Raw genomic sequence first — 19956 nt, 5'->3', positions numbered from 1 at the left:
CATGACCGATACCCCACATTTTCCGCTCTCTGCGGTGGTCGGCGCCGACGATCTGAAGCTGGCGCTGTACCTGACCGCCATCGACCCGAAGATCGGCGGCGTGCTGATCGAAGGCCCACGCGGCATGGCCAAGTCGACCCTGGCCCGGGGTCTGGCGGATTTGCTGGCCAGCGGTCAGTTCGTCACCTTGCCATTGGGTGCGACTGAGGAACGGCTGGTCGGCACCCTCGATCTGGATGCGGCACTCAGCGACGGTCGCGCGCAGTTTTCTCCCGGTGTGTTGGCCAAGGCTGACGGCGGCGTACTGTATGTCGATGAAGTGAACCTGTTGCCGGATCATCTGGTGGACCTGCTGCTCGATGTGGCCGCCAGCGGCACCAACCTGATCGAGCGCGACGGCATTTCCCATCGTCATTCGGCGAAGTTTGTATTGATCGGCACGATGAACCCGGAAGAGGGTGAGTTGCGCCCGCAACTGCTCGATCGCTTTGGTCTCAACGTCGCCCTGAGCGGTCAAACGGCACCGGCCGAGCGCGGACAGATCATTCGCCGGCGACTGGATTTCGACAGCGATCCGCAGGCCTTCTGCGGGCAGTGGGAAGCGGAGCAACAAGCCCTGCGTGAGCGCTGTGAAAACGCCCGCAATGCCTTGGCGAATATTCCCCTCGATGATGAAGCGTTGGCGCAGATTACCGAGCGTTGCTTTGCGGCCGGTGTCGATGGCCTGCGTGCCGATCTGGTCTGGCTGCGTGCGGCGCGGGCTCATGCGGCGTGGCGTGGCGCCGAAGGCATCGCCGAGCAGGACATCGATGCCGTGGCTGAATTTGCACTGCGTCATCGCCGCCGCGAACAGTCGCCATCCCATGCGCAGCAACCGGCGCAAGCGCCGTCCGGCACCCAGACTGCGCCGAGTGAAGGGCAGGGGCAGTGGGGTGAAATGCCGGCGCCGGCCCTTGCCACCGGCACGCGCCGCGAAGTCCCTGCCTGGCCAAAAAAGCCCTAGGCATTCGCCCCCGATCCGACGCGGGGGCGAATGCCAGACCCCGCGCCGGACGCCTGGACAGTGGCCGGCAAGGCAAGCGTCATGCAGCTCGCAGCGGCTCGGTGAACTGGCCGGGAACATTACTCAATGGCCGCCCGAAAGTACGCGCGGATCTGCTGTTTCAACTGCGCACCCGCACCCCTCATGAGCTGTGGCTGGTGATCGTCGACGCCTCGGCCTCGACCCGTCGTCATCAAGCGTTGAGCGATGCCAAGGGTGTGCTCGCGCAATTGTTCGATGACGCCTACCGACAACGGGCGCGTCTCGCCTTGCTGACCGCCAGCGGCGCAGCGCCGAAATGGCAGGTGCAGGGTTTGAAAGCTTCCAGCGGATTGCGTGCGTGGCTCGAGGATTTGGGCGCGGGCGGTGGCACGCCATTGCTGGCGGCGCTGACTGAGGCTGAACACTGGCTGACCGTGCGTCGCAAGCGATTCCCCGCCGAGCAACAGCGTCTGTTGGTGCTCACCGATGGACGCTTGAAAGAATGGTCAGGGTTGCCGGTGCTGGCTTGTCCGGGCCTGCTGATCGATATCGAACGCGGGCCGATCCGGTTGGGCCGGGCCAGGCAGTTGGCGACTGCACTGGAAGCGGATTACCGTCATATTGACGATCTATCGTCGATCTGAGGTCTATGCTGCAACCAGCCCATCTCACAAGGAGTGAATCATGCGCGTACTGGTTGCCAATTCTCAGGACGATTTTCGCGTAAAGGCTTACGCCGGCACCAACGGCGTGCTGCTGGCGATGGACCTCGCCGAACCCCGCCGCAAAGGCCTGCTGGGGTTTGCCATCGAGAAGCAGCAGGGCGACAAACCCTGGCAGTTCCTGTTCAACAGCCTGACTTTTCCCGGCAAGGCTCACACCTTCCCGCAGTTTCACGCCACACCGAGTGACATCGCGCCCCTGCAGAAATTTCGCTGGGCCGATTACGCGGTCTATCCCGGCACAACCATGCACTACCGCGTGCACTTGGCCTATGGCACTGCCGACGCGCCGGTGCTGGGGGAGTCGCTGGAACTGAGCATTACCTCGGATGACGGTCACCCGGCCAACCAGAGCGTGATCTTTAACCGCGCCGTGGCCGCCAGCCAGGCATTCCAGCGCAAGTTTCCCGATCTCGACGCACAGATCAGCGCCAACAAGAACATGCCTATCGAAGCCTGGCCAGACGCCGCTCGACAATGGCTGGAAAACGGCCTGCTCGGGCGCTTGCAAGGGTTTATCGAGCGCGCCGTCGACGGGCAATGGGCACTGGACATCGCGATCTACGAGTATCAACTGCAAGCCATCATCGACACGGTGAACGCCGCATTCGATCGCGGTGTGCAGGTGCGGGTGCTGTATCACGCCAAGCCCGGTGACGAAGACACCACGATGAACGAGGCCAGCCTCGCCAAATTACCGGACACCAGCAAGCGCGGCCGGGTAACCCACGATATTTTCCATGACAAGTTCATCGTTCTCAGCCACATCGCCGGTGGTGAGCGGCAGCCGCAGGCCGTGCTGTGCGGCAGCACCAATTTCACCGCCAACGGCGTGTATCGTCAGGCCAACGTGGTGCATGTGCTGGACGACACGGCCATCGCAGCCAGCTATCTGCAGACGTTCGAGCAGGTCTGGGCGACGCCGACGGATGTCGGTGCCACCCGCGACTGGATCACCCAGCACAACCCCATGAACCCGGCGCAACCGCTGTTTGCCGGGTTCTCGCCGCGCAGTGGCGGTGCCGATCTGCGGGCGTTCGTCGACATCATCAATGCGGCGAAGAAGGACGTGCTATTCGTCACGGCATTTACCTTGCCAGACGCGATTCTCAACGCACTGCTCGGACAGCCCCACGACGACATCCTGCGTTACGGCCTGCAGAACACCGTGAGTCGCATCACCGGATTCCACGCCGACCGTACGGCCGAGTTCGCTGCCACTGCGCTGCTCAACACCGGGCTGGAAGGCTGGTTGAAAGAGAACATGAAAGGCCAGAAGGGCAACCTGCTGGTGCACACCAAAGCGATCGTCACCGACTTCACCAGTGACAACCCGACCATCATCAGCGGCAGCCACAATCTCAGCGCAGCGGCCAGCAACGGCAACGACGAGAACTTCCTGATCATTCGCGGCGACACCGAATTGGCGGACCGTTATGGCCTGGAACTGTTGCGGTTCTACGAGCATTACCGCTTCCGCTATTTCGCGAAAAAACTGGCGCTGAAGCAGGTGCAGCCGCTGGCGGCGGATGACAGCTGGACCAACGACTATTACGTCGAAGGGGATTTGCGCCAGCTGTCTCGTCTGCGGTTTGCCGGGCGTTAGCGCTTATACATCCATCGCCTGGCGGTATTGACGGGTGCGGCGACTGAGGTACAAGCGGTCGCGAATCAGCGCCCAGAGTGCCGACACTTCCGGATGCGGCTTGCGACCCCGGCTCAGGCGCACCATCTGGAAGCGCACCACGGCCATGTTCGCCAGCGCCGCCAGCGGTTTGCGTTTCCAGCGGATCGGTGGCAGTTGCGGCTGACTGTGGCGGCCTTCGCGCCAGTGTTTGACCAGGTTCGGCTCAATGGCCATCGCCGTGGCGATGCCGGCCATGGCGAGGCCGCTGTCGAGCACTTGTTCGACGACTGGCAGGCGGCGGATGCCACCGGTGACCATCACCGGCATGCGCGCCACGCTGGCCAGTTCGCTGGCCATCTCCAGAAAGAATGCCTCACGGGCCAGGGTGCGCCCGTCGCGGGCTTCGCCTTGCATCGCCGGCGCTTCGTAGCTGCCGCCGGAGAGTTCAAGCAGGTCGATCGGCTGTTCGTTGAGCCATTCGATCACCTGACGGGCGTCGTCTGTGTCGAAACCGCCGCGCTGGAAGTCCGCCGAATTGAGCTTCACTGCCACGCAAAACTGTGGCGACACCGCCTGACGCACAGCCTCGATCACCGACAGCAGCAGGCGTGCACGGTTTTCCAGCGAACCACCCCAGCGATCGGTACGACGATTGGTCAGCGGCGAAAGAAACTGGCTGAGCAGATAACCGTGGGCGGCGTGGATCTGTATGCCGGTGAATCCGGCTTTCTCGGCGAGTGCTGCGCTCTTGGCAAAACGTTGAATCACATCCTCGATGTCGTCCTCGGTCATCGGTTTGGGCTCGGCGAACAGTTTCGAGAACGAACCCATGTCCAGGGCCACCGCTGACGGCGCCAGCGCTTGCTGGCCCATATTGGCGAAGGTCTGGCGACCGGGATGGTTGAGCTGCACCCAGACCTGCGCGCCGCCACTGCGGGCGATTTCGGCCCATTGGCGGAAACGGTCCAGATGCCGTTCGTCTTCGAGCACCACGCCGCCGGGGCCGGTCATCGCGCGGCGGTCGATCATCACGTTACCGGTCAGCAGCAACCCGGCACCGCCCTCGGCCCAGGCCTGGTACAGGCGGAACAATTCACGGGACGGTGCCTGGTCACGATCCGCGAGATTTTCTTCCATGGCGGCTTTGGCGATACGGTTGCCGACGGTCTGGCCGTTGGGCAGATTCAAAATCTGGAAGGGCGACATTGCTTGACTCCTCATCAGTGATGGAGAGAGGCTAAGCTTAAAGTTAACTTTAATGTCAAGCAGGCAATTCGAGGTTGGAATGAAAATTGGTGAATTGGCGCAACAGAGCGGGCTGAGCGCTTCGAGCATTCGTTTCTACGAAGCCCAGGGCCTGATTCCCAAAGTGGAAAGGCTGGGCAATGGTTATCGGCGTTACCCGCCGCAAGTGCTGCAGACCCTCAATATCATTCGCTGCGCCCAGCAGGCCGGGTTTTCCCTTGAAGAACTCAAGCAGTTGCTGCCAGCTGCCGGAACCGGAGAGTTCAAGCACGATGAACTGGTGGAAGGCCTGACGCGCAAGGTCGAGCAGATCGAAGTCATGCAACAGCATCTGGCCCAGAGCAAGGCGCGGCTGCTGGAGGTGATCGACAGCATTCAATCGAAGCCGGAAGGCATGAGCTGCGGTGCGAATGCCGAACGGGTGCTGGCCTCGATCTACCCGGAATCCTGAAGCGACGGCGAAGGCGTACAGATTTTGAAATGATTTCCAGCTGTAGGAAAAGTCATCTGAGCCTGTACGCTTCAAGGCCTATTTTCATTCAGGATTTGCATGAACACCCTCTCGGAGCCTCCCAGTTCGACTCAAAGAACCACGTTCCCTTCGCGCCATGGCGCGGTCTTGACGCACTCGCAGCATCCAGTCTTCCGACTCCCGACTATCGTTGATGGCGCAGCCTTCGAGCTTTCGCGCCGCACTTTGCCGTGTCCGGCAGCCTGAATTCACTGAAGAGAGATAGAGACAGATTATGGAATGGTTAGCGGATCCCACGGCATGGCTGGGCTTGTTGACACTGATCGTGCTGGAACTGGTGCTGGGTATCGACAACCTGGTGTTTATCGCGATTCTGGCGGACAAACTGCCGCCGCATCAGCGCGACCGTGCGCGAATCATCGGTTTGAGCCTGGCGCTGATCATGCGTCTTGGCCTGCTGGCGAGTATTTCCTGGCTGGTCACCCTCACGGCACCATTGTTCGAAGTGTTCGGCAAGAGTTTCTCCGGCCGCGACCTGATCATGCTGTTCGGTGGTGTGTTCCTGTTGTTCAAGGCGACCATGGAGTTGCACGAACGGCTGGAAGGCCATATCGGCGAGCGTTCGACCAACACGGCTTATGCGTTGTTCTGGCCGATCGTGGCGCAGATTGTCGTACTCGATGCGGTGTTCTCCCTCGATGCGGTGATTACTGCCGTGGGCATGGTCGACGAACTGGCGGTGATGATGATCGCGGTGATCGTGTCCATTGGTGTCATGATCATTGCCAGCAAACCGTTGACCCGCTTCGTCAACGCCCACCCGACGGTGATCATGCTCTGTCTGGGCTTCCTGATGATGATCGGTTTCGCCCTGACCGCCGAAGGCCTGGGCTTCCACATCCCGAAAGGTTATCTGTACGCCGCGATTGGTTTCTCGATCCTGATCGAGGTGTTCAACCAGATCGCCCGTGCTCGTCGCAAGCGCTCGATGCAGGGTTTGCGCCCGATGCGTGAGCGTACGGCCCACGCGGTGATGCGTTTGTTGGGCGGTCGCAAACTGGCGGTGGAAGAGGTGGGCGAGGAGATCTCCGACTTGCTGGACAATGGCGAGGCGCCAAGCGCGGAGCTGTTCGACCGACGTGAGCGAGTGATGATCAGCGGCGTGCTGCAACTGGCTGAACGGCCGATCCGCACCCTGATGACCGTGCGCGCGGATGTCGATCACATTGACCTCGCGGATGACGCGGGGGCAATTCGCACGCGATTGATGCATTCCTCCTACTCGCGCCTGCCGCTGATTCGCAACGGTGCGGTGGATGAACCCTTGGGCTTCGTTCACAAGAAGGAACTGCTGAAGGAGTATCTGGCCGGCAACGAGCCAAACCTCGAACACCTGGCGCGCAAGACGCTGAACCTGCTCGACAGCTATTCGATCCTTAACGCATTGGAGCAGATGCGTGCAGCATCGACCCATATCGCGTTTGTAGTAAACGAATTCGGTGATTTTGTCGGCGTGCTGACCATGACCGACATTCTCGAATCGATCGCCGGCGAGTTGCCGGACGCCAGCGAAATTGCCGGCCCGGACGTGGTCGAAGAGCAGGGCGGGTTTGTGGTGAACGGCGCTTTGAACCTGACACGTATTCGTCAGCGCACCGGCTTCACCGTCGAGCCGACCGAGGATTACCAGACGCTTGCCGGGTTGGTGATGAGCCTGCTGGATCGGTTGCCGATGAAAGGTGATCGCCTGGTACACGACGGTTGGGGCATGACCGTGATGGCGGTCGAGGAGCGGCGGGTGACGCGGGTGTTGCTGGTGCGTGAGGCCTGATGGCCTCACTGATGAAAGGTGTACCGGTCTTTCCCGGTGTGCTTTGACTCATACAACGCTTCATCAGCCTTGATCAGGGCCTGGTTGAGGGTGTCACCATCTTCGACCCGGGCCACGCCGATGCTGATGGTCACCGGGTACCGGGTGGTTTGCTCACGCACCACCCGGCACAACTCACCGGCCAATGCCTCGACGTCGTCGCGGCGTACGCCGGCCAGATAAATCGCAAACTCCTCGCCACCCAGTCGCGCGTACTCGAACGGTGCCATCACCGCTTTGATGTCTGCCGCGATCCGCTTGAGCACTTCATCGCCGATGTCGTGGCCGTGCACATCATTCACTTTCTTGAAGTTGTCGATGTCGATCATCGCCAGGTAATGGTCCTGCTCGCGGGGCACCGATTGCAGGCTCTTTTCGGCGCGGGTCATGAACGAGCGGCGGTTGGGGATTTCAGTCAGGGTGTCGTTGTAGGCCTGATCCAGCAACAGCTTGGACATGATGTAGTTGTAGAGCTTGGTCTCGCGCAGTTTGAGGAACGTGTAGATCGTCAGCGCACAGAGAAACACGCTGTAGCAGATGGTCATCACCCCTTTGAGTTCCAGCAGGCCGATACCGGTGCCCATGAACGGGTTGAGTATCAGCCAGGTGATGACCTGCGCACCGAAGAATGACCAGCGACTCAGCGGCAGCACGGAGGCGCTGTAGAGCGTGGTGGCGGCGGCAAGTACCAGCCAGATGCCATGAAACGTCGGCGGCAGGCCGTCGATCACCAGACGTATGCCCAAGGTGATGACGAACACGAAGGTCAGGTTCAGCCAGTCGAAGTGGCGGGCCTTGCGCGTGAACATCAGCACCACGGCAAGCACCGCAAACGCTGCGATGAACACCATCGAGCGCCAGGTGAAGCCCTGATCGCCGAGGAAACTGACGATCAGGTCGAAGGCCAGCCAGATGCACATGCTGGCCAGATAGATCAGCAGGCAGAACGAGTGCAGCCGCTCGAATTCATGCTGGATGAACTCGTCCCACAGCTCGGCGGGCGCGGTTCGCTTCAGGACTTCGTCTTCAATGGTTTTGTACATTGCTGCCCGGATGCTTGCGCTGGTTGTCGAGAATCACCTGTCCCCACGGTCGATAGCGCAGGGAAAACACTGCATTTTGATGGCAACCGGTCGAGGTGGCATCAGGGGTTGCCGGCTCCGCGCGGAACGGCTCACCTTCGCGACTGACCTGGCGGAACGCTTCACGCACGATTCCGACGGAGCAGGGCAGTGCACTGGCATAACCGCTGCGCACCAGCACTGGCAGGCGCCCGGTGCCAGCGCCGTCCTGCCACCAGACGTGCGCACCGGCCGCTGTAAGATCCCCCAGCCATTGGGCGTTGACTGTCGGAGCAAGCTTGCCGGCACTGAAGGCGCTGACATGCAGCGGTGCATCCAGTTTTGCCGCGAAATCCTTCAGCTGACGCTGGAGCGTTGCCCGTCGATCGGCCGCCAGAAAGTGCAAGTCATCCAGCTCCAGCGGTAGATACCAACCGCTGACCGGCAGTTTCCATTCCTGGCGCAACTTCTGTTGTTGCGCCAGCGATTGACCCAGTTGCGCCTGCCAGTAGGCACCGAGGCCGGCGCTGTCCAGTTCGTCGATGCGCTTGTAATACGCCGGGTCCATCGACAGCCCGAGCACCAGTTGCAGACCTTGTTGTTCGGCAAGTTTCAGGCTGTTGGCGAGCCAGCCATTGGCACCACCGAAGTCCGAGTCGCCATACGCGGTCCACTGCACGATCACCGTTCCCGTGCCTTGTCTGGCGGTGTCCTGCCAGACTTTCTGCCATTGCGCCTGCGTCAGGCCGGCGTCGACATTCAGCGGCTGATAGAACACCCGCTCATCGGCCCGTGCGAGCGTCGCGCCCATCAGCAGGCAGAAAAACAACATCCATCGAGCCATCAGAAATTCCACTCCACGCCCAGCAGCACACCGTTGCCGCCTTCATACAGATTGCCGCCCAGGGACTGTTGATATTCGGTGCGTACCGTCAGTTTCGACCGGTAGGCGTTGTAGCGATCTTCGTCGTACCACCACTGCCAGCGCAGACCCACGCCGGTGCGCAGATCCTGGCGCCAATCGTTGCTCGGGTCCTGGCTGGCAAATTCGAGGAAGCCGTAAGGCATGATTGTCTGGGCGCCACTGTTTGGCAGCTTCCAGGCATGCCCCTGCTGGAACCGCGACAGCCATTGATGATCGCCGGCCTTGGTCCACCAGGCGGCGTCGAGGTAGAGGAAACGCTCATCCCAATCGTTTTCATCGACGCGCCAGTCGTTGCGGTACTTGCCCTGATCGAGGAACGAGGCAGTCGCGCGCAGCAGATAGTCGGTGGTGGTGTGGCCGTCCTGGCGGTGATCGTTGACCTGATCCAGCAACTTTTCCGGCACCAGCATCTGGCCGAGGCTCAGGCTGTGGTTGTCGTCATCGTTGAACTGGCTCTGTTTGTAGATCTCACCGTAGAAGTTGATGTTCTGCGTGCCCCACGGTTTGTAGCGCAGGCCGACACCGGCAGCGAGGGATTCAGCGTAACTGGAGCGACCCTGGCCACCGAGCAGCACCCGACCGTACACCGACAGCGTGCTGCCGGCGCGGCTCGGTTCGTCGCCGAGGGCGTGGTCCCACATCGCCAGTTGCACGTTTTGCGAGTCGGCGCGGCGGCGCGAACCTTTGCTCTCGTCCGGTCGCACGAAGTCATTCGTCGATACCCCGGCCGGTGACCAGGTGCTGGCAATCGTCCGGCTGTCGCGGCGGGAGAGGGTTTCATGGGCGCGGCGCTGACGGTAACGGCGCGCTTCCATGCTGCCGTCCTCGTCGTCGACAGCCACCGGGTTCTGTTCCAGATCAATCACCCGACGCAGTTCCTTGCGGGCAGAGGCGCTGTCTTCCGCTTCGTCATAACGCCAGGCCAGGGTTTCACCCAGTCGATAGTCCTCGGGGAAATCACGGGTGGCCTGTTGCAGATAGGGGATTGCGGTGGCGCGTTCCTCGCGGGTTTCGGCACCGGCCAGACGCATGCCGTAGTCGGCGCGATAACGTGGGTTGTTCGGGTCGCGGCGTACTGCCTCGGCCAGCCATGCTGTACTTTGTGGCAGGTCGCCGGCCTTTTGCGCAGTGACCGACGCCGCGTAGAAATGCCCGGCGTCCGGTGCTTGTTGCAAGGCTTTACGCTGACGTTCAAGTGCCTGGACATGATCGCCACGAGCGTCGGCGATTGCCGCGCCGAGGGCCCATTCGTTGGCGCCGCGGGTGGTGCTTTGCTGCCAGTAGCGTTCGGCTGTCTGGCTGTCACCGGCATTCAGCGCGCTGCGGCTCGCGGTGAGGCGCGCGTTGTCGCTCAGTTCCGCTGCCGGGAGGCTGCGCCAGATGGCCAGTGCGCCAGCCGAATCACCGGCGGCTTCCAGGGCGTACGCCAACGGCAGACGACTGCCGCGGTCGCCGAGTTTTTCCGCTTGCTGGTAATAGACGACAGCCTCGCCCGGCCGATCCGGCATCGCGCAACGCCCCAGTGCCCGGTAATCGCCGGCGACCTGCGGGTGGTTGCCGATGGCATGCTGAACGGCATCGCACTGACCGTTTTCTGCCAGTTGCGCGAGTAACTGACCACGGGTGGCACCATCCACATGGGTGAGCAACGAAGCCATTCGCCGTTGTTGTTCCGGTGTTGTGGTTTTCGAAGCTGCATAAAGCCCGGCCAGACGTTGGAGTGCAGTGGCCGGCAAGCGTCCTTGATGACGGCCGAAAGCGGTTTCCAGTAACTGTTGCGCCTGTGCGCGATCGCCATTGTTTACCGCCAGATAGGTGGCCTGATTTAGCGAATTCAGGCTGCCGGTCTGCCGGTAGTGAAGCTCCCACAAGGTCTGCGCTTCGGTCATGCGGCCCATGCGTTGCGACAGTTCTGCGCGACGTTTGACGATTTCAGGTGTTTGCGTCTGGCCGGCCAGCCAGGCGTCGACCTTGTCACTGCGCCCCTGTTCCTGCCAGACACCCAGCAATTGCTCCTGACGGCGACTGTCCCACGGCTGCGGCAGTCGGGTGGTCTGCAGCAGGTCGGTGGCTTGCAGGCGTTGGGCGAGTATCAGCCAGGTTTGCGGGTCGTCGTCAGGCGTACAACCACGAAATTGCTTGAGCGCTGCTTCCGGGTCCTGGCGTGACAACCATTCAGCGGTCTCCAGGCACGGCCGTTGCAGATCGTTGCTCAAACGCTGCACGGTCGGCACATCTTCGGTCTTGCGTGCCAGCTCCCACAGGCGCTGACGTTGCGTGGGATCGGCCAGATCGGAGTCCGGCAACGACTGAATCCAGCGTTGCGCCTGTTGTTCGTGACCCATGGCAATGGCGCGGTCGACCATTGCCAGACGGACCTTGCGTGCGGCCTCCGGAGTCGGTGCCTGTTGCAGCAGTTGTTGCAGCGGTTTTTCGTCGAGGCGCTGTACATAAGCATTGGCCAAACGTTGCCAGCCTTCGGCATCCAGCTGTTTACGGGCGGCGAGCGGTGCGAGCTGATCGATGGTGCCGCTCCAGTCGCGCAGCTGTTCCGACCAGTTGGCCCGCGCCAGACGCAGGATATTGTCATCGCCCTTGGGCGACAGTTGTGCGAGCCAGTCGTGGGCTTTGGCCGCGCCGCCGAACTTGGCGAGACTCAGACTGTAGGCCTGCCACAGGCGCACGCGATCATTCAGGCTGCTGGTACCCATCCAGCTTTCAACCTGAGTGCTGGTGGGTGGATCCTGTTCGATCCAGGTCAGGCGCAGGTCGAGGAGGGCGTCGCTGTTGTCCGGCAGCGCCTGCATGGCGTCCTTGTAGCGGCGTTGTTTGGCCAGCGACTCAACCAGCAGCGCCCGGGCCTCGTCGTTTTTCGGGACCTTTTCCAGCAAGTGGCGCATCAGTCGTTCGACTTCTTTCCAGTTGCCCTTTTTCGCCTCGCGATAGCTTCGGTCCATGTAGGGATAGCTGCGAAATTGTTCGAAGTCGCTCAGCGGCGCAGCCTGTAGCGGATACGCAGTGCTCAGGCCCAGCAGCAGGCTGCCCATCAGCAGGGTGTGACGATGCACAGGCTTCATGCGACCTCCCGGACAATGCGGTAGGCGGCTTGCTGTTCGCTGGCCTGATCGGCGAGGGCCTGTTCCAGGACTTCCTGGGTGATCATGCCGCGGGAAATCAGATGCTCCCCGAGTGACATGTTTTCCGCATCGAAATCGATCAACGCCTGATTGAACAAGGTTGGCGGCACCATACCGCGAACCTGCAGCAGATTGCCCAGCAGCACCTGATGGCGGCTGACCCGCTCCAGCAAGGCTTCATCGTCCTGATGGCGCTCAAGTACTTCGAGCATATGACGCACTTCCTCATTCTGGCGGGGGCTGGCGTACCAGTAACGAATCCCCAGCGTAACGCGGCCCTGCGGTGCCAGACGGCTACGCACCGGGCGTTTCAATTGACGGCTGATCGCGCCGAGCGAGACCTGGCTGACCGGGCCTTCGGAGGCCAGAATCAGGGTGTCGCCTTCTTCGGCCACCGGCAGCACGCCGTAGTGCGATGCGACCCGGCGTGGCACGGCATCGATCAGGCGCTTGTCGAGCTTGAACGGGTTGAGTGGCGCCCACTCCAGGTCAAGCTGTTCGGCAAGTGTTTGAACCAGCTGAGTGCTGTCGATGTACTCACGCAGCAGCAGTTCGCGACCCAGTCGACGACGTACCGGACTGGTGATCGCCGCTTCCAGTTGTTCTTCGGTCAGCAGGCCTTTTTCCACCAATCGATGGCCGAGTGGGGTGCGTTGTGCCTTGGTCAGTGCCGGGAATTCGTGGGTGGTCTTGTCCCAGGCCACACGCCGTGAGTCGCCCATCTCCATCACCTGGCGCAGGGCGCGCAGGTTGGCGAAGAAATTGACGAAGTTGCTCCACATCATGCGCGGCGCCGACAACAGACCTTCGACCAGCCCGTAGTAGCGAGTGACAAACCAGCCACGCTGGAACAGGCGGTTGAACAGCATCAAACCGTTGAGCCACAGCAGCACCGACAGCAACGAGCTGTCGGCGAGGATCGAGGGATAGCGCCATGACTCTGGGGCAATCACCGTGATGGCCCACATCGCCAGCAGCACCAGGAACAGCAGGTTGACCAGAAAGCTCAGCAGGTAGGCGATCAACCCGCGACGGTCACGCCACAGGAAGTAATTGAGCAGACCCTTGCGACTCCAGCCGAGGTTCTTGGTGCCTTGAAATACGATGCCGACGATCCACCGCGACTTCTGCCGGATTGCGTGTTGCAGGTCCCGGGGGAAGTGCTCGCGTACGCAGATCACCTGGGAGAACTCGCGGTTCATCCCGAACACCCACGGTTGCTCCAGCGCCAGTTTCGGATCGCTGACCGAATAGCGGGCGAAGATGCATTTCATGCCTTTCTGCTTCAGGCGGAAACCGATGTCGTAGTCTTCGGTGAGACTCTGCACATCGAAGGCGATACCGTCGCCGTCTTCCAGCAGCGCGCTGATGGCTTTACGGCTGAAGCAGGTGCCGACGCCGGCGCTGGGCACCTGGCCGGTGAGGGCTTCGCGGACGATGACGTCCTTGCCGTGGTTCTCGGCGAACTCATCGACGTAGTGCCCGGCGGTGAAGCCTTTCCATTCCGGTGCGTAGGGGTAGACCGGAATCTGGATCAGGTCCTTGTTCGGCAGCAGGTAGTTGTAGAGGCGCAACTCCATCGGCGAAATCACGTCTTCGGCATCGTGCAGGATGAAACCGGCGAACTGGATTTTCGCTTCGCTCTCGAAACGCAGGATCGCATCGATGATGTTGTTCAGGCAGTCGGCCTTGCTAGTCGGACCCGGGCGGGCGCAGACCACTTTGTGCACGTTGGGGTAGTGCTGGCAGACCGCATCGACGTCGGCCTGGGTTTCGGCGTCGTTGGGGTAGGTGCCGACGAAAATCTGATAGTTCTCATAATCGATGGTCGAGGCAGCCAGCCGCGCCATCTCGCCGACCACGCCGACTTCGTTCCACGCCGGCACCATGATCGCCAGCGGCTTCTCGGGAATCGAATACAGGCGTTCCTCGTCAGCGCGCTTGAATTTCTCGTAGATCCGCCAGCGCCGAATTAACTTGCGGCTCCAATACACCAGATCGATGAACAGGTCATCGAGTCCGAGGATGAACATCAGCAGGGCGAGGAGGATCGCCACATACTTCAGACCAAACAGCACATACGCAAAAAAATCGACCCAGCCCAGGCTCATACCCCGTTACCCGCCGTCGAGCGTGCGCTCAGCCAGGCGTGGAGGCGTTTGGCGATACGTTCGCTGGCGTGACCGTCACCGTATGGGCTGTGGACGCGGCTCATGCGTTTGTAGGTCGCTTCGTCATCGAGCAACTGGCTGGCTTCCTTGACGATCTTTGCGGTGTCGGTGCCCACCAGCAGCACGGTGCCGCCCTCAAGTACGGAGGGGCGTTCGGTGACGTCACGCAATACCAGCAGCGGCTTGCCGATGGCCGGCGCTTCCTCCTGGACGCCGCCGGAGTCGGTCAGGATGAAGTGCGCGCGGCCCATCAGCCAGACGAAGTTCGGGTAATCCTGAGGGGCGACCAGATAGATGTTGGGTTTGTCGGCGAGCATGCCGTACACCGCGCTCTGCACCTGCGGATTGAGGTGCACCGGGTAGACGAATTGCACATCCGGGTAACGCAGGGCGAGATCGGCCAGGGCCTGGCAGATGTTCTGGAAACCGTCGCCGAGGTTTTCCCGGCGATGGCCCGTGATCAACACCATGCGACGGCTGTCGTCGAGCACCGCCAGAGGTGAATCGGCAGCCGGGCGCCAGTTGCTCTGTTGCTGGTTCGTGCGCATCCACAGCAGCGCATCGATGACGGTATTGCCGGTGATTTCGATGTTGTCCTGCGGCACGCCTTCGCGCAGCAGATTGGCTTCGGCTTTGCCGGTCGGCGGGAAGTGCAGGTCGGCGATCACGCCGGTCAGACGTCGGTTGGCTTCTTCAGGCCAGGGCGCGCGCAGGTTGCCGGTGCGCAAACCGGCCTCGACGTGGCCGATGGGCAGCTGGCGATTGAACGCGGCGAGGGCGGCGATGAAGCTGGTGGTGGTGTCGCCGTGTACCAGCACGATGTCCGGTTTGACCCGTTCGTAGGCCTGGTCGAGTTGTGCAAGCAGATGTTGCGACAGACCGTTGAGTGTCTGGCCCTGGGTCATCACTTGCAGGTCTTCATCGACCGTCAGTTCGAACGCGTCGAGTACCTGTTTGAGCATCTCCCGATGCTGGCCGGTCGAGCAGATGTTGAGTTTGATGTCGGGCCACTGACGCAGAACCCGAGCCAGCGGGGCCATTTTGATGGCCTCCGGGCGAGTACCGAAAACCATCATGACGTTAAAGGACATTGACCCCTCCTGGGACGAAGCAAGGCCGTGGCCGGATAGCCAGCAGCACCTATCTCTTTCTGAGAAATAAAGAAAAGCAGCCGGATGGGAGCTTGTCCAATCCGGCCTTGAGGCTAGTTGTTACAGATCAATTGGAACGAAAGTGCCATATCTGATGGCTCTTAGGTGGCACTTTCAGGAAAAGTTCCATCGTTTTGCGCGGGGGATGGTGCAGAGGGTACGCAGGGTGTGGCGAAGCCAGCTCAGGTCATGGACCGATTTGCGCAGCGCAGCGGGGTGTCTGGTTTTGCCGAGGAACTGGGTGAAGTCTTGCAGAAGCGATTCATCCGTTCCGATGCCTTTCAGTTTTTTGAGCAGTACGCCTTCCTTGTAGAACAACACCGTCGGCGTACCCGTGACATCAGGATGTCGACACGACTGTGCGGTATCGAGCATGAAGATATCCATCCAGGGCCGGAAGGGCTTGGCGACTTCGAGAAAAACGGGGCCGGAGAACACGCAGGCACCGCAGTGCTCGTTGAAGAAGTACAGGACGACAAGGCGCCTGGCTTTCAAGACCTTCCGGTACGTCGGGGGCAACGCTGAATATCGAGTCGGCGTCGTCATCGGAGCCTCCTTTATTCGATGCACAAGACGTCACGACGTTAAAGGAGCGGCGGTCGCTGTCGCAACTGTCAGAGTTGACAGGTGCCGAGCGCAATTTTTTGTGCGCCGCGCACCGATATGTGGCCCGAGTACCCGTCGTGTGTAGCCAACAGTAGCGCGGCCTTTCTGTCACTGCGCGTAACACCGTCCCGAACACTTTTCGCATCCCTTTGATTCAGAACGCATTTCAATCCGTTGCGGATTCCTGACGATTCCTGTGGCACACTTTCTGCTGTTCATTCCGTAGTAACAAACCGTGTTCCGGTATAGCGGAATAAACAATCCTCTGGAGTGCTTGCCATGCATCGCCGACTTTCCTTGTTCAAAGCGTGTGTTTTTGTTCTCGCGGCTTCGTCCGCTGTCATGGGTATGGCCCAGGCGGCCGACAGCAAGCTCGACAGCGTCCTGGCCCGTGGAAAACTGATCGTGGGGACCGGCAGCACCAACGCGCCGTGGCACTTCCAGGGCGCGGACGGCAAGTTGCAGGGCTTTGATATCGACATCGCCCGGATGGTGGCCAAAGGTCTGTTCAATGACCCGAGCAAGGTCGAGTTCGTGGTGCAGTCGTCCGATGCGCGGATTCCCAACCTGTTGACCGACAAGGTCGACATGAGCTGCCAGTTCATCACCGTCACGGCCAGCCGTGCGCAGCAAGTGGCGTTCACCCTGCCGTATTACCGCGAAGGCGTCGGCCTGCTGCTGCCGAACAACAGCAAATACAAGGAAATCGAAGACCTGCAAGCCGCTGGCGACAGCGTGACTGTGGCCGTGCTGCAGAACGTGTACGCCGAGGAATTGGTGCACCAGGCGCTGCCCAAGGCCAAGGTCGATCAGTACGACAGCGTCGATCTGATGTATCAGGCCGTGAACTCCGGTCGCGCCGATGCCGCTGCTACCGACCAGTCTTCAGTCAAATACCTGATGGTCCAGAACCCTGGCCGCTATCGCAGCCCGACATACGCCTGGAGCCCGCAGACCTACGCCTGCGCCGTCAAACGTGGCGATCAGGACTGGCTGAACTTCGTCAACACCACCTTGCATGAAGCCATGACCGGTGTTGAATTCCCGACCTACGCGGCATCGTTCAAGCAATGGTTCGGCGTTGATCTGCCATCGCCCGCTATCGGTTTCCCTGTCGAATTCAAATGATCCCGTGAGAGTGGGGCGCCCTGATGCGCCCCGCTCAAGGTACTGCCAACCATGAACTATCAGTTGAATTTTGCCGCCGTGTGGCGCGATTTCGACACCTTGCTGGCGGGGCTCGGTCTGGGTCTTGAGCTGGCGCTGGTGTCGATCGCCATCGGCTGCGTGATCGGCCTGTTGATGGCGTTTGCCTTGCTGTCGAAGCATCGCGCCTTGCGGGTGCTGGCATCGGTGTATGTGACGGTGATCCGTAACACGCCGATTCTGGTGTTGATTCTGTTGATCTACTTTGCGTTGCCGAGCCTGGGGATCCGGCTGGACAAGATCCCGTCGTTCATCATCACGCTGTCGCTGTATGCGGGGGCGTACCTGACCGAAGTGTTCCGGGGCGGCTTGTTGAGCATCCCCAAGGGTCAGCGTGAAGCGGGATTGGCCATCGGTCTGGGCGAGTGGCAGGTGAAGGCCTACGTCACCGTGCCGGTGATGTTGCGCAACGTGCTGCCGGCGCTGTCGAACAACTTCATTTCGCTGTTCAAGGACACCTCGCTGGCCGCCGCGATTGCGGTGCCGGAGCTGACCTACTACGCGCGCAAGATCAACGTCGAGAGCTACCGGGTGATCGAAACCTGGCTGGTGACCACGGCGTTGTATGTCGCGGCCTGTTACCTCATTGCCATGCTGCTGCGTTACCTCGAGCAGCGTCTGGCGATCCGCCGATAGGAGGCTGCGATGTACGAATCCCCCAGTTGGTTGCATGAGTTGTGGATTGCCCGCGAAGCCTTGTGGCAAGGCTTTCTGACCAGCGTGCAGGTGTCGGCGCTGGCGATTCTGTTCGGCACGGTCATCGGCGTATTCGCCGGTCTGGTGCTGACCTACGGCAAGTTCTGGATGCGCGCGCCGTTCCGCTTTTATGTCGACCTGATTCGCGGCACCCCGGTGTTTGTGCTGGTACTGGCCTGCTTCTACATGGCGCCGGCGCTCGGTTGGCAGATCAGCGCGTTTCAGGCGGGCGCCTTGGGTCTGACGCTGTTTTGCGGCTCCCACGTGGCCGAGATCGTGCGCGGTGCGTTGCAGGCATTGCCACGCGGGCAGATGGAAGCGGGCAAAGCCATCGGCCTGACGTTTTATCAATCCCTCGGCTACGTGCTGTTGCCCCAGGCGCTGCGGCAGATCCTGCCGACCTGGGTCAACTCGTCCACGGAAATTGTCAAGGCGTCGACCTTGCTGTCGGTGATCGGCGTGGCGGAGCTGTTGCTCAGCACCCAGCAGATCATCGCCCGGACGTTCATGACCCTGGAGTTTTATCTGTTCGCCGGTTTTCTGTTCTTCGTCATCAACTACGGCATCGAATTACTCGGCCGGCACATTGAAAAGCGGGTGGCCTTGCCATGACTCAAGCTCAAGTTTCCAACGTCCAGAACGGCCAGCCGCTGCTGGACATCCGTGGCCTGCACAAGCAATACGGCGCGGTCGAAGTGCTCAAGGGTGTCGACCTGAGCATGCAGCGCGGCAACGTGGTGACGCTGATCGGCTCCAGCGGCTCGGGCAAGACCACGCTGCTGCGTTGCGTGAACATGCTGGAGGAGTTCCAGGGCGGGCAGATCCTGCTCGACGGTGAATCCATCGGTTATGACGAACTCAATGGCAAGCGCGTGCGCCACCCGGAAAAAGTCATCGCGCGCCATCGGGCGATGACCGGCATGGCATTCCAGCAGTTCAACCTGTTTCCGCACCTCACCGCGTTGCAGAACGTCACCCTCGGCCTGCTCAAAGTCAAAAAGATGCACAAGGACGAAGCCGTGGTGCTGGCCGAAAAATGGCTGGAGCGGGTCGGCCTGCTGGAGCGGCGCAATCACTTTCCCGGCCAGCTGTCCGGCGGTCAGCAGCAGCGCGTGGCGATTGCCCGGGCGATTGCGATGAACCCGAGCCTGATGCTGTTCGACGAAGTCACCTCGGCCCTCGACCCGGAACTGGTCGGCGAAGTGCTGAACGTGATCAAGGGCCTGGCCGAGGACGGCATGACCATGTTGCTGGTGACCCACGAAATGCGTTTTGCGTTCGAGGTCTCGGACAAGATCGTTTTCATGAATCAGGGGCGTATCGAAGAGCAGGGGCCTCCGAAGGAGCTGTTCGAGCGTCCGCAATCACCGCGGCTGGCTGAGTTTCTCAAAAGCACGCGGTTCTGACTTTTCACTTTTTCAATCAGGAGACACATCCATGAGCATTACGCGTTACGGCACCGGCAGCACCGCCGCTGGCGGCCAGCCTCGTCCATTCGCCCGCGCAGTCGAGGCCGATGGCTGGCTGCACGTTTCCGGTCAGGTGCCGGCGGTGGATGGCGAGATCATCGTGGGCGGTATCGTCGAGCAGACTCACCAGACCATGAAGAACCTGATCGCGATTCTCGAAGAAGCCGGTTATGGCCTGGAAGATGTGGTACGTGCCGGGGTGTGGCTGGACGATCCGCGGGATTTCAGCAGTTTCAACAAGGTTTTCGGCGAATACTTCAAGCCCGAACACGCACCGGCCCGGGCCTGTGTGCAGGCGAGCATGATGGTTGACTGCAAGGTCGAGATCGACTGCATTGCGTACAAGAAGAAGGCTTGAGAGATGTGGCGTCGCTGAGGCCGTAGCCCCCTCACCCTAGCCCTCTCCCCCAGGAGAGGGGACTGATCTCTATCGATGCAGAGTCCGGCGTTTGGCAGCTAGTCATGTATCGATACGGTCAGGCTCCCTCTCCCTCCGGGAGAGGGCGGGGGGTGAGGGCTGCGATCCAACTGACACAACGCCAAGGGCCAATTACCATCCCGGCATCTTTTATGG

The 19956-nt window shown here is 61.0% G+C and carries 17 protein-coding genes; 10 read left to right on the top strand and 7 right to left on the bottom strand.

What is annotated here, in order from left to right; translation table 11 throughout:
- Position 1 precedes the first annotated feature (1 nt).
- The 3 genes from AC07N4_RS03215 to AC07N4_RS03205 are packed head-to-tail and all read left to right on the top strand — an operon-like array spanning position 2 to position 3352.
- Positions 2-1003, top strand: coding sequence for a magnesium chelatase ATPase subunit I (locus AC07N4_RS03215; RefSeq protein WP_493064924.1), 1002 nt, complete (start codon positions 2-4; stop codon positions 1001-1003).
- Positions 985-1668, top strand: coding sequence for a vWA domain-containing protein (locus AC07N4_RS03210; RefSeq protein WP_493065196.1), 684 nt, complete (start codon positions 985-987; stop codon positions 1666-1668). The genes AC07N4_RS03215 and AC07N4_RS03210 overlap by 19 nt, the downstream gene beginning before the upstream one ends.
- Positions 1669-1708: 40 nt before the next feature.
- Positions 1709-3352, top strand: coding sequence for a phospholipase D-like domain-containing protein (locus AC07N4_RS03205; protein WP_493064923.1), 1644 nt, complete (start codon positions 1709-1711; stop codon positions 3350-3352).
- A 3-nt stretch (positions 3353-3355) separates the two neighbouring features.
- On the opposite strand, the gene AC07N4_RS03200 is transcribed toward AC07N4_RS03205, so the two are convergent.
- Positions 3356-4579 (bottom strand): NADH:flavin oxidoreductase/NADH oxidase family protein, encoded by a 1224-nt coding sequence (locus tag AC07N4_RS03200; RefSeq protein WP_102622723.1) that lies wholly within the window; start codon positions 4577-4579, stop codon positions 3356-3358.
- 79 nt (positions 4580-4658) lie between these two features.
- Here AC07N4_RS03200 and AC07N4_RS03195 point away from each other — a divergent pair, with 79 nt between their 5' ends.
- Entirely contained in the window at positions 4659-5069 is a 411-nt protein-coding gene (locus AC07N4_RS03195; RefSeq protein ID WP_096821598.1) for a MerR family transcriptional regulator, read from the top strand.
- Between the two features lie 295 nt (positions 5070-5364).
- Positions 5365-6921 (top strand): TerC family protein, encoded by a 1557-nt coding sequence (locus tag AC07N4_RS03190; RefSeq protein WP_493064922.1) that lies wholly within the window; start codon positions 5365-5367, stop codon positions 6919-6921.
- A gap of 5 nt (positions 6922-6926) precedes the next feature.
- On the opposite strand, the gene AC07N4_RS03185 is transcribed toward AC07N4_RS03190, so the two are convergent.
- From AC07N4_RS03185 to AC07N4_RS03160, 6 genes are all read right to left on the bottom strand, one after another.
- Positions 6927-8003 carry a GGDEF domain-containing protein gene (locus AC07N4_RS03185; RefSeq protein ID WP_493064921.1) on the bottom strand — a complete coding sequence of 359 codons (1077 nt, stop codon included), beginning with the start codon at positions 8001-8003 and terminating at the stop codon, positions 6927-6929.
- A complete protein-coding gene (locus AC07N4_RS03180) occupies positions 7987-8865 on the bottom strand; it encodes a DUF4434 family protein (RefSeq protein WP_493064920.1) in 879 nt (292 codons plus the stop codon). Before AC07N4_RS03180 ends, AC07N4_RS03185 begins: the two co-directional genes overlap by 17 nt.
- Positions 8865-12023, bottom strand: coding sequence for an NfrA family protein (locus AC07N4_RS03175; protein WP_493064919.1), 3159 nt, complete (start codon positions 12021-12023; stop codon positions 8865-8867). The genes AC07N4_RS03180 and AC07N4_RS03175 overlap by 1 nt, the downstream gene beginning before the upstream one ends.
- On the bottom strand, positions 12020-14194 hold the full coding sequence (gene nfrB, locus AC07N4_RS03170) for a cyclic di-3',5'-guanylate-activated glycosyltransferase NfrB (RefSeq protein ID WP_096821593.1): 2175 nt from the start codon (positions 14192-14194) through the stop codon (positions 12020-12022). Before nfrB ends, AC07N4_RS03175 begins: the two co-directional genes overlap by 4 nt.
- Entirely contained in the window at positions 14191-15345 is a 1155-nt protein-coding gene (gene wecB / locus AC07N4_RS03165) for a non-hydrolyzing UDP-N-acetylglucosamine 2-epimerase (RefSeq protein WP_102622729.1), read from the bottom strand. Before wecB ends, nfrB begins: the two co-directional genes overlap by 4 nt.
- A gap of 174 nt (positions 15346-15519) precedes the next feature.
- Positions 15520-15951 (bottom strand): thioredoxin family protein, encoded by a 432-nt coding sequence (locus AC07N4_RS03160; RefSeq protein WP_493064918.1) that lies wholly within the window; start codon positions 15949-15951, stop codon positions 15520-15522.
- A gap of 339 nt (positions 15952-16290) precedes the next feature.
- Here AC07N4_RS03160 and AC07N4_RS03155 point away from each other — a divergent pair, with 339 nt between their 5' ends.
- Genes AC07N4_RS03155 through AC07N4_RS03135 form a run of 5 tightly spaced genes read left to right on the top strand, consistent with a single transcriptional unit; the run spans position 16291 to position 19740 of the window.
- Positions 16291-17139: a transporter substrate-binding protein gene (locus AC07N4_RS03155; protein ID WP_102622731.1), complete on the top strand. Its 849-nt coding sequence runs from the start codon at positions 16291-16293 to the stop codon at positions 17137-17139.
- A gap of 51 nt (positions 17140-17190) precedes the next feature.
- A complete protein-coding gene (locus AC07N4_RS03150) occupies positions 17191-17853 on the top strand; it encodes an amino acid ABC transporter permease (protein ID WP_059405928.1) in 663 nt (220 codons plus the stop codon).
- Between the two features lie 9 nt (positions 17854-17862).
- Positions 17863-18525, top strand: coding sequence for an amino acid ABC transporter permease (locus AC07N4_RS03145; protein WP_007960241.1), 663 nt, complete (start codon positions 17863-17865; stop codon positions 18523-18525).
- The gene (locus AC07N4_RS03140; protein WP_007960239.1) at positions 18522-19319 is read left to right on the top strand and encodes an amino acid ABC transporter ATP-binding protein; all 798 of its coding nucleotides are present in this window, start codon (positions 18522-18524) and stop codon (positions 19317-19319) included. Before AC07N4_RS03145 ends, AC07N4_RS03140 begins: the two co-directional genes overlap by 4 nt.
- Before the next feature lie 31 nt (positions 19320-19350).
- Positions 19351-19740 carry a RidA family protein gene (locus AC07N4_RS03135; protein ID WP_007912330.1) on the top strand — a complete coding sequence of 130 codons (390 nt, stop codon included), beginning with the start codon at positions 19351-19353 and terminating at the stop codon, positions 19738-19740.
- Positions 19741-19956: the final 216 nt, after the last annotated feature.

It is taken from the genome of Pseudomonas sp. GW821-FHT09E04 (assembly GCF_059416185.1).
This window is presented reverse-complemented; position numbering and strand designations above follow the sequence as displayed.

Excerpts from the sequence above, each read along its gene's own strand:
- AC07N4_RS03215 (WP_493064924.1), top strand. The coding sequence starts at position 2 with ATGACCGATACCCCACATTTTCCGCTCTCTGCGGTGGTCGGCGCCGAC.
- AC07N4_RS03205 (WP_493064923.1), top strand. The coding sequence starts at position 1,709 with ATGCGCGTACTGGTTGCCAATTCTCAGGACGATTTTCGCGTAAAGGCT.
- AC07N4_RS03200 (WP_102622723.1), bottom strand. The coding sequence starts at position 4,579 with ATGTCGCCCTTCCAGATTTTGAATCTGCCCAACGGCCAGACCGTCGGC.
- AC07N4_RS03195 (WP_096821598.1), top strand. The coding sequence starts at position 4,659 with ATGAAAATTGGTGAATTGGCGCAACAGAGCGGGCTGAGCGCTTCGAGC.
- AC07N4_RS03190 (WP_493064922.1), top strand. The coding sequence starts at position 5,365 with ATGGAATGGTTAGCGGATCCCACGGCATGGCTGGGCTTGTTGACACTG.
- AC07N4_RS03185 (WP_493064921.1), bottom strand. The coding sequence starts at position 8,003 with ATGTACAAAACCATTGAAGACGAAGTCCTGAAGCGAACCGCGCCCGCC.
- AC07N4_RS03180 (WP_493064920.1), bottom strand. The coding sequence starts at position 8,865 with ATGGCTCGATGGATGTTGTTTTTCTGCCTGCTGATGGGCGCGACGCTC.
- AC07N4_RS03175 (WP_493064919.1), bottom strand. The coding sequence starts at position 12,023 with ATGAAGCCTGTGCATCGTCACACCCTGCTGATGGGCAGCCTGCTGCTG.
- nfrB (WP_096821593.1), bottom strand. The coding sequence starts at position 14,194 with ATGAGCCTGGGCTGGGTCGATTTTTTTGCGTATGTGCTGTTTGGTCTG.
- wecB (WP_102622729.1), bottom strand. The coding sequence starts at position 15,345 with ATGTCCTTTAACGTCATGATGGTTTTCGGTACTCGCCCGGAGGCCATC.
- AC07N4_RS03160 (WP_493064918.1), bottom strand. The coding sequence starts at position 15,951 with ATGACGACGCCGACTCGATATTCAGCGTTGCCCCCGACGTACCGGAAG.
- AC07N4_RS03155 (WP_102622731.1), top strand. The coding sequence starts at position 16,291 with ATGCATCGCCGACTTTCCTTGTTCAAAGCGTGTGTTTTTGTTCTCGCG.
- AC07N4_RS03150 (WP_059405928.1), top strand. The coding sequence starts at position 17,191 with ATGAACTATCAGTTGAATTTTGCCGCCGTGTGGCGCGATTTCGACACC.
- AC07N4_RS03145 (WP_007960241.1), top strand. The coding sequence starts at position 17,863 with ATGTACGAATCCCCCAGTTGGTTGCATGAGTTGTGGATTGCCCGCGAA.
- AC07N4_RS03140 (WP_007960239.1), top strand. The coding sequence starts at position 18,522 with ATGACTCAAGCTCAAGTTTCCAACGTCCAGAACGGCCAGCCGCTGCTG.
- AC07N4_RS03135 (WP_007912330.1), top strand. The coding sequence starts at position 19,351 with ATGAGCATTACGCGTTACGGCACCGGCAGCACCGCCGCTGGCGGCCAG.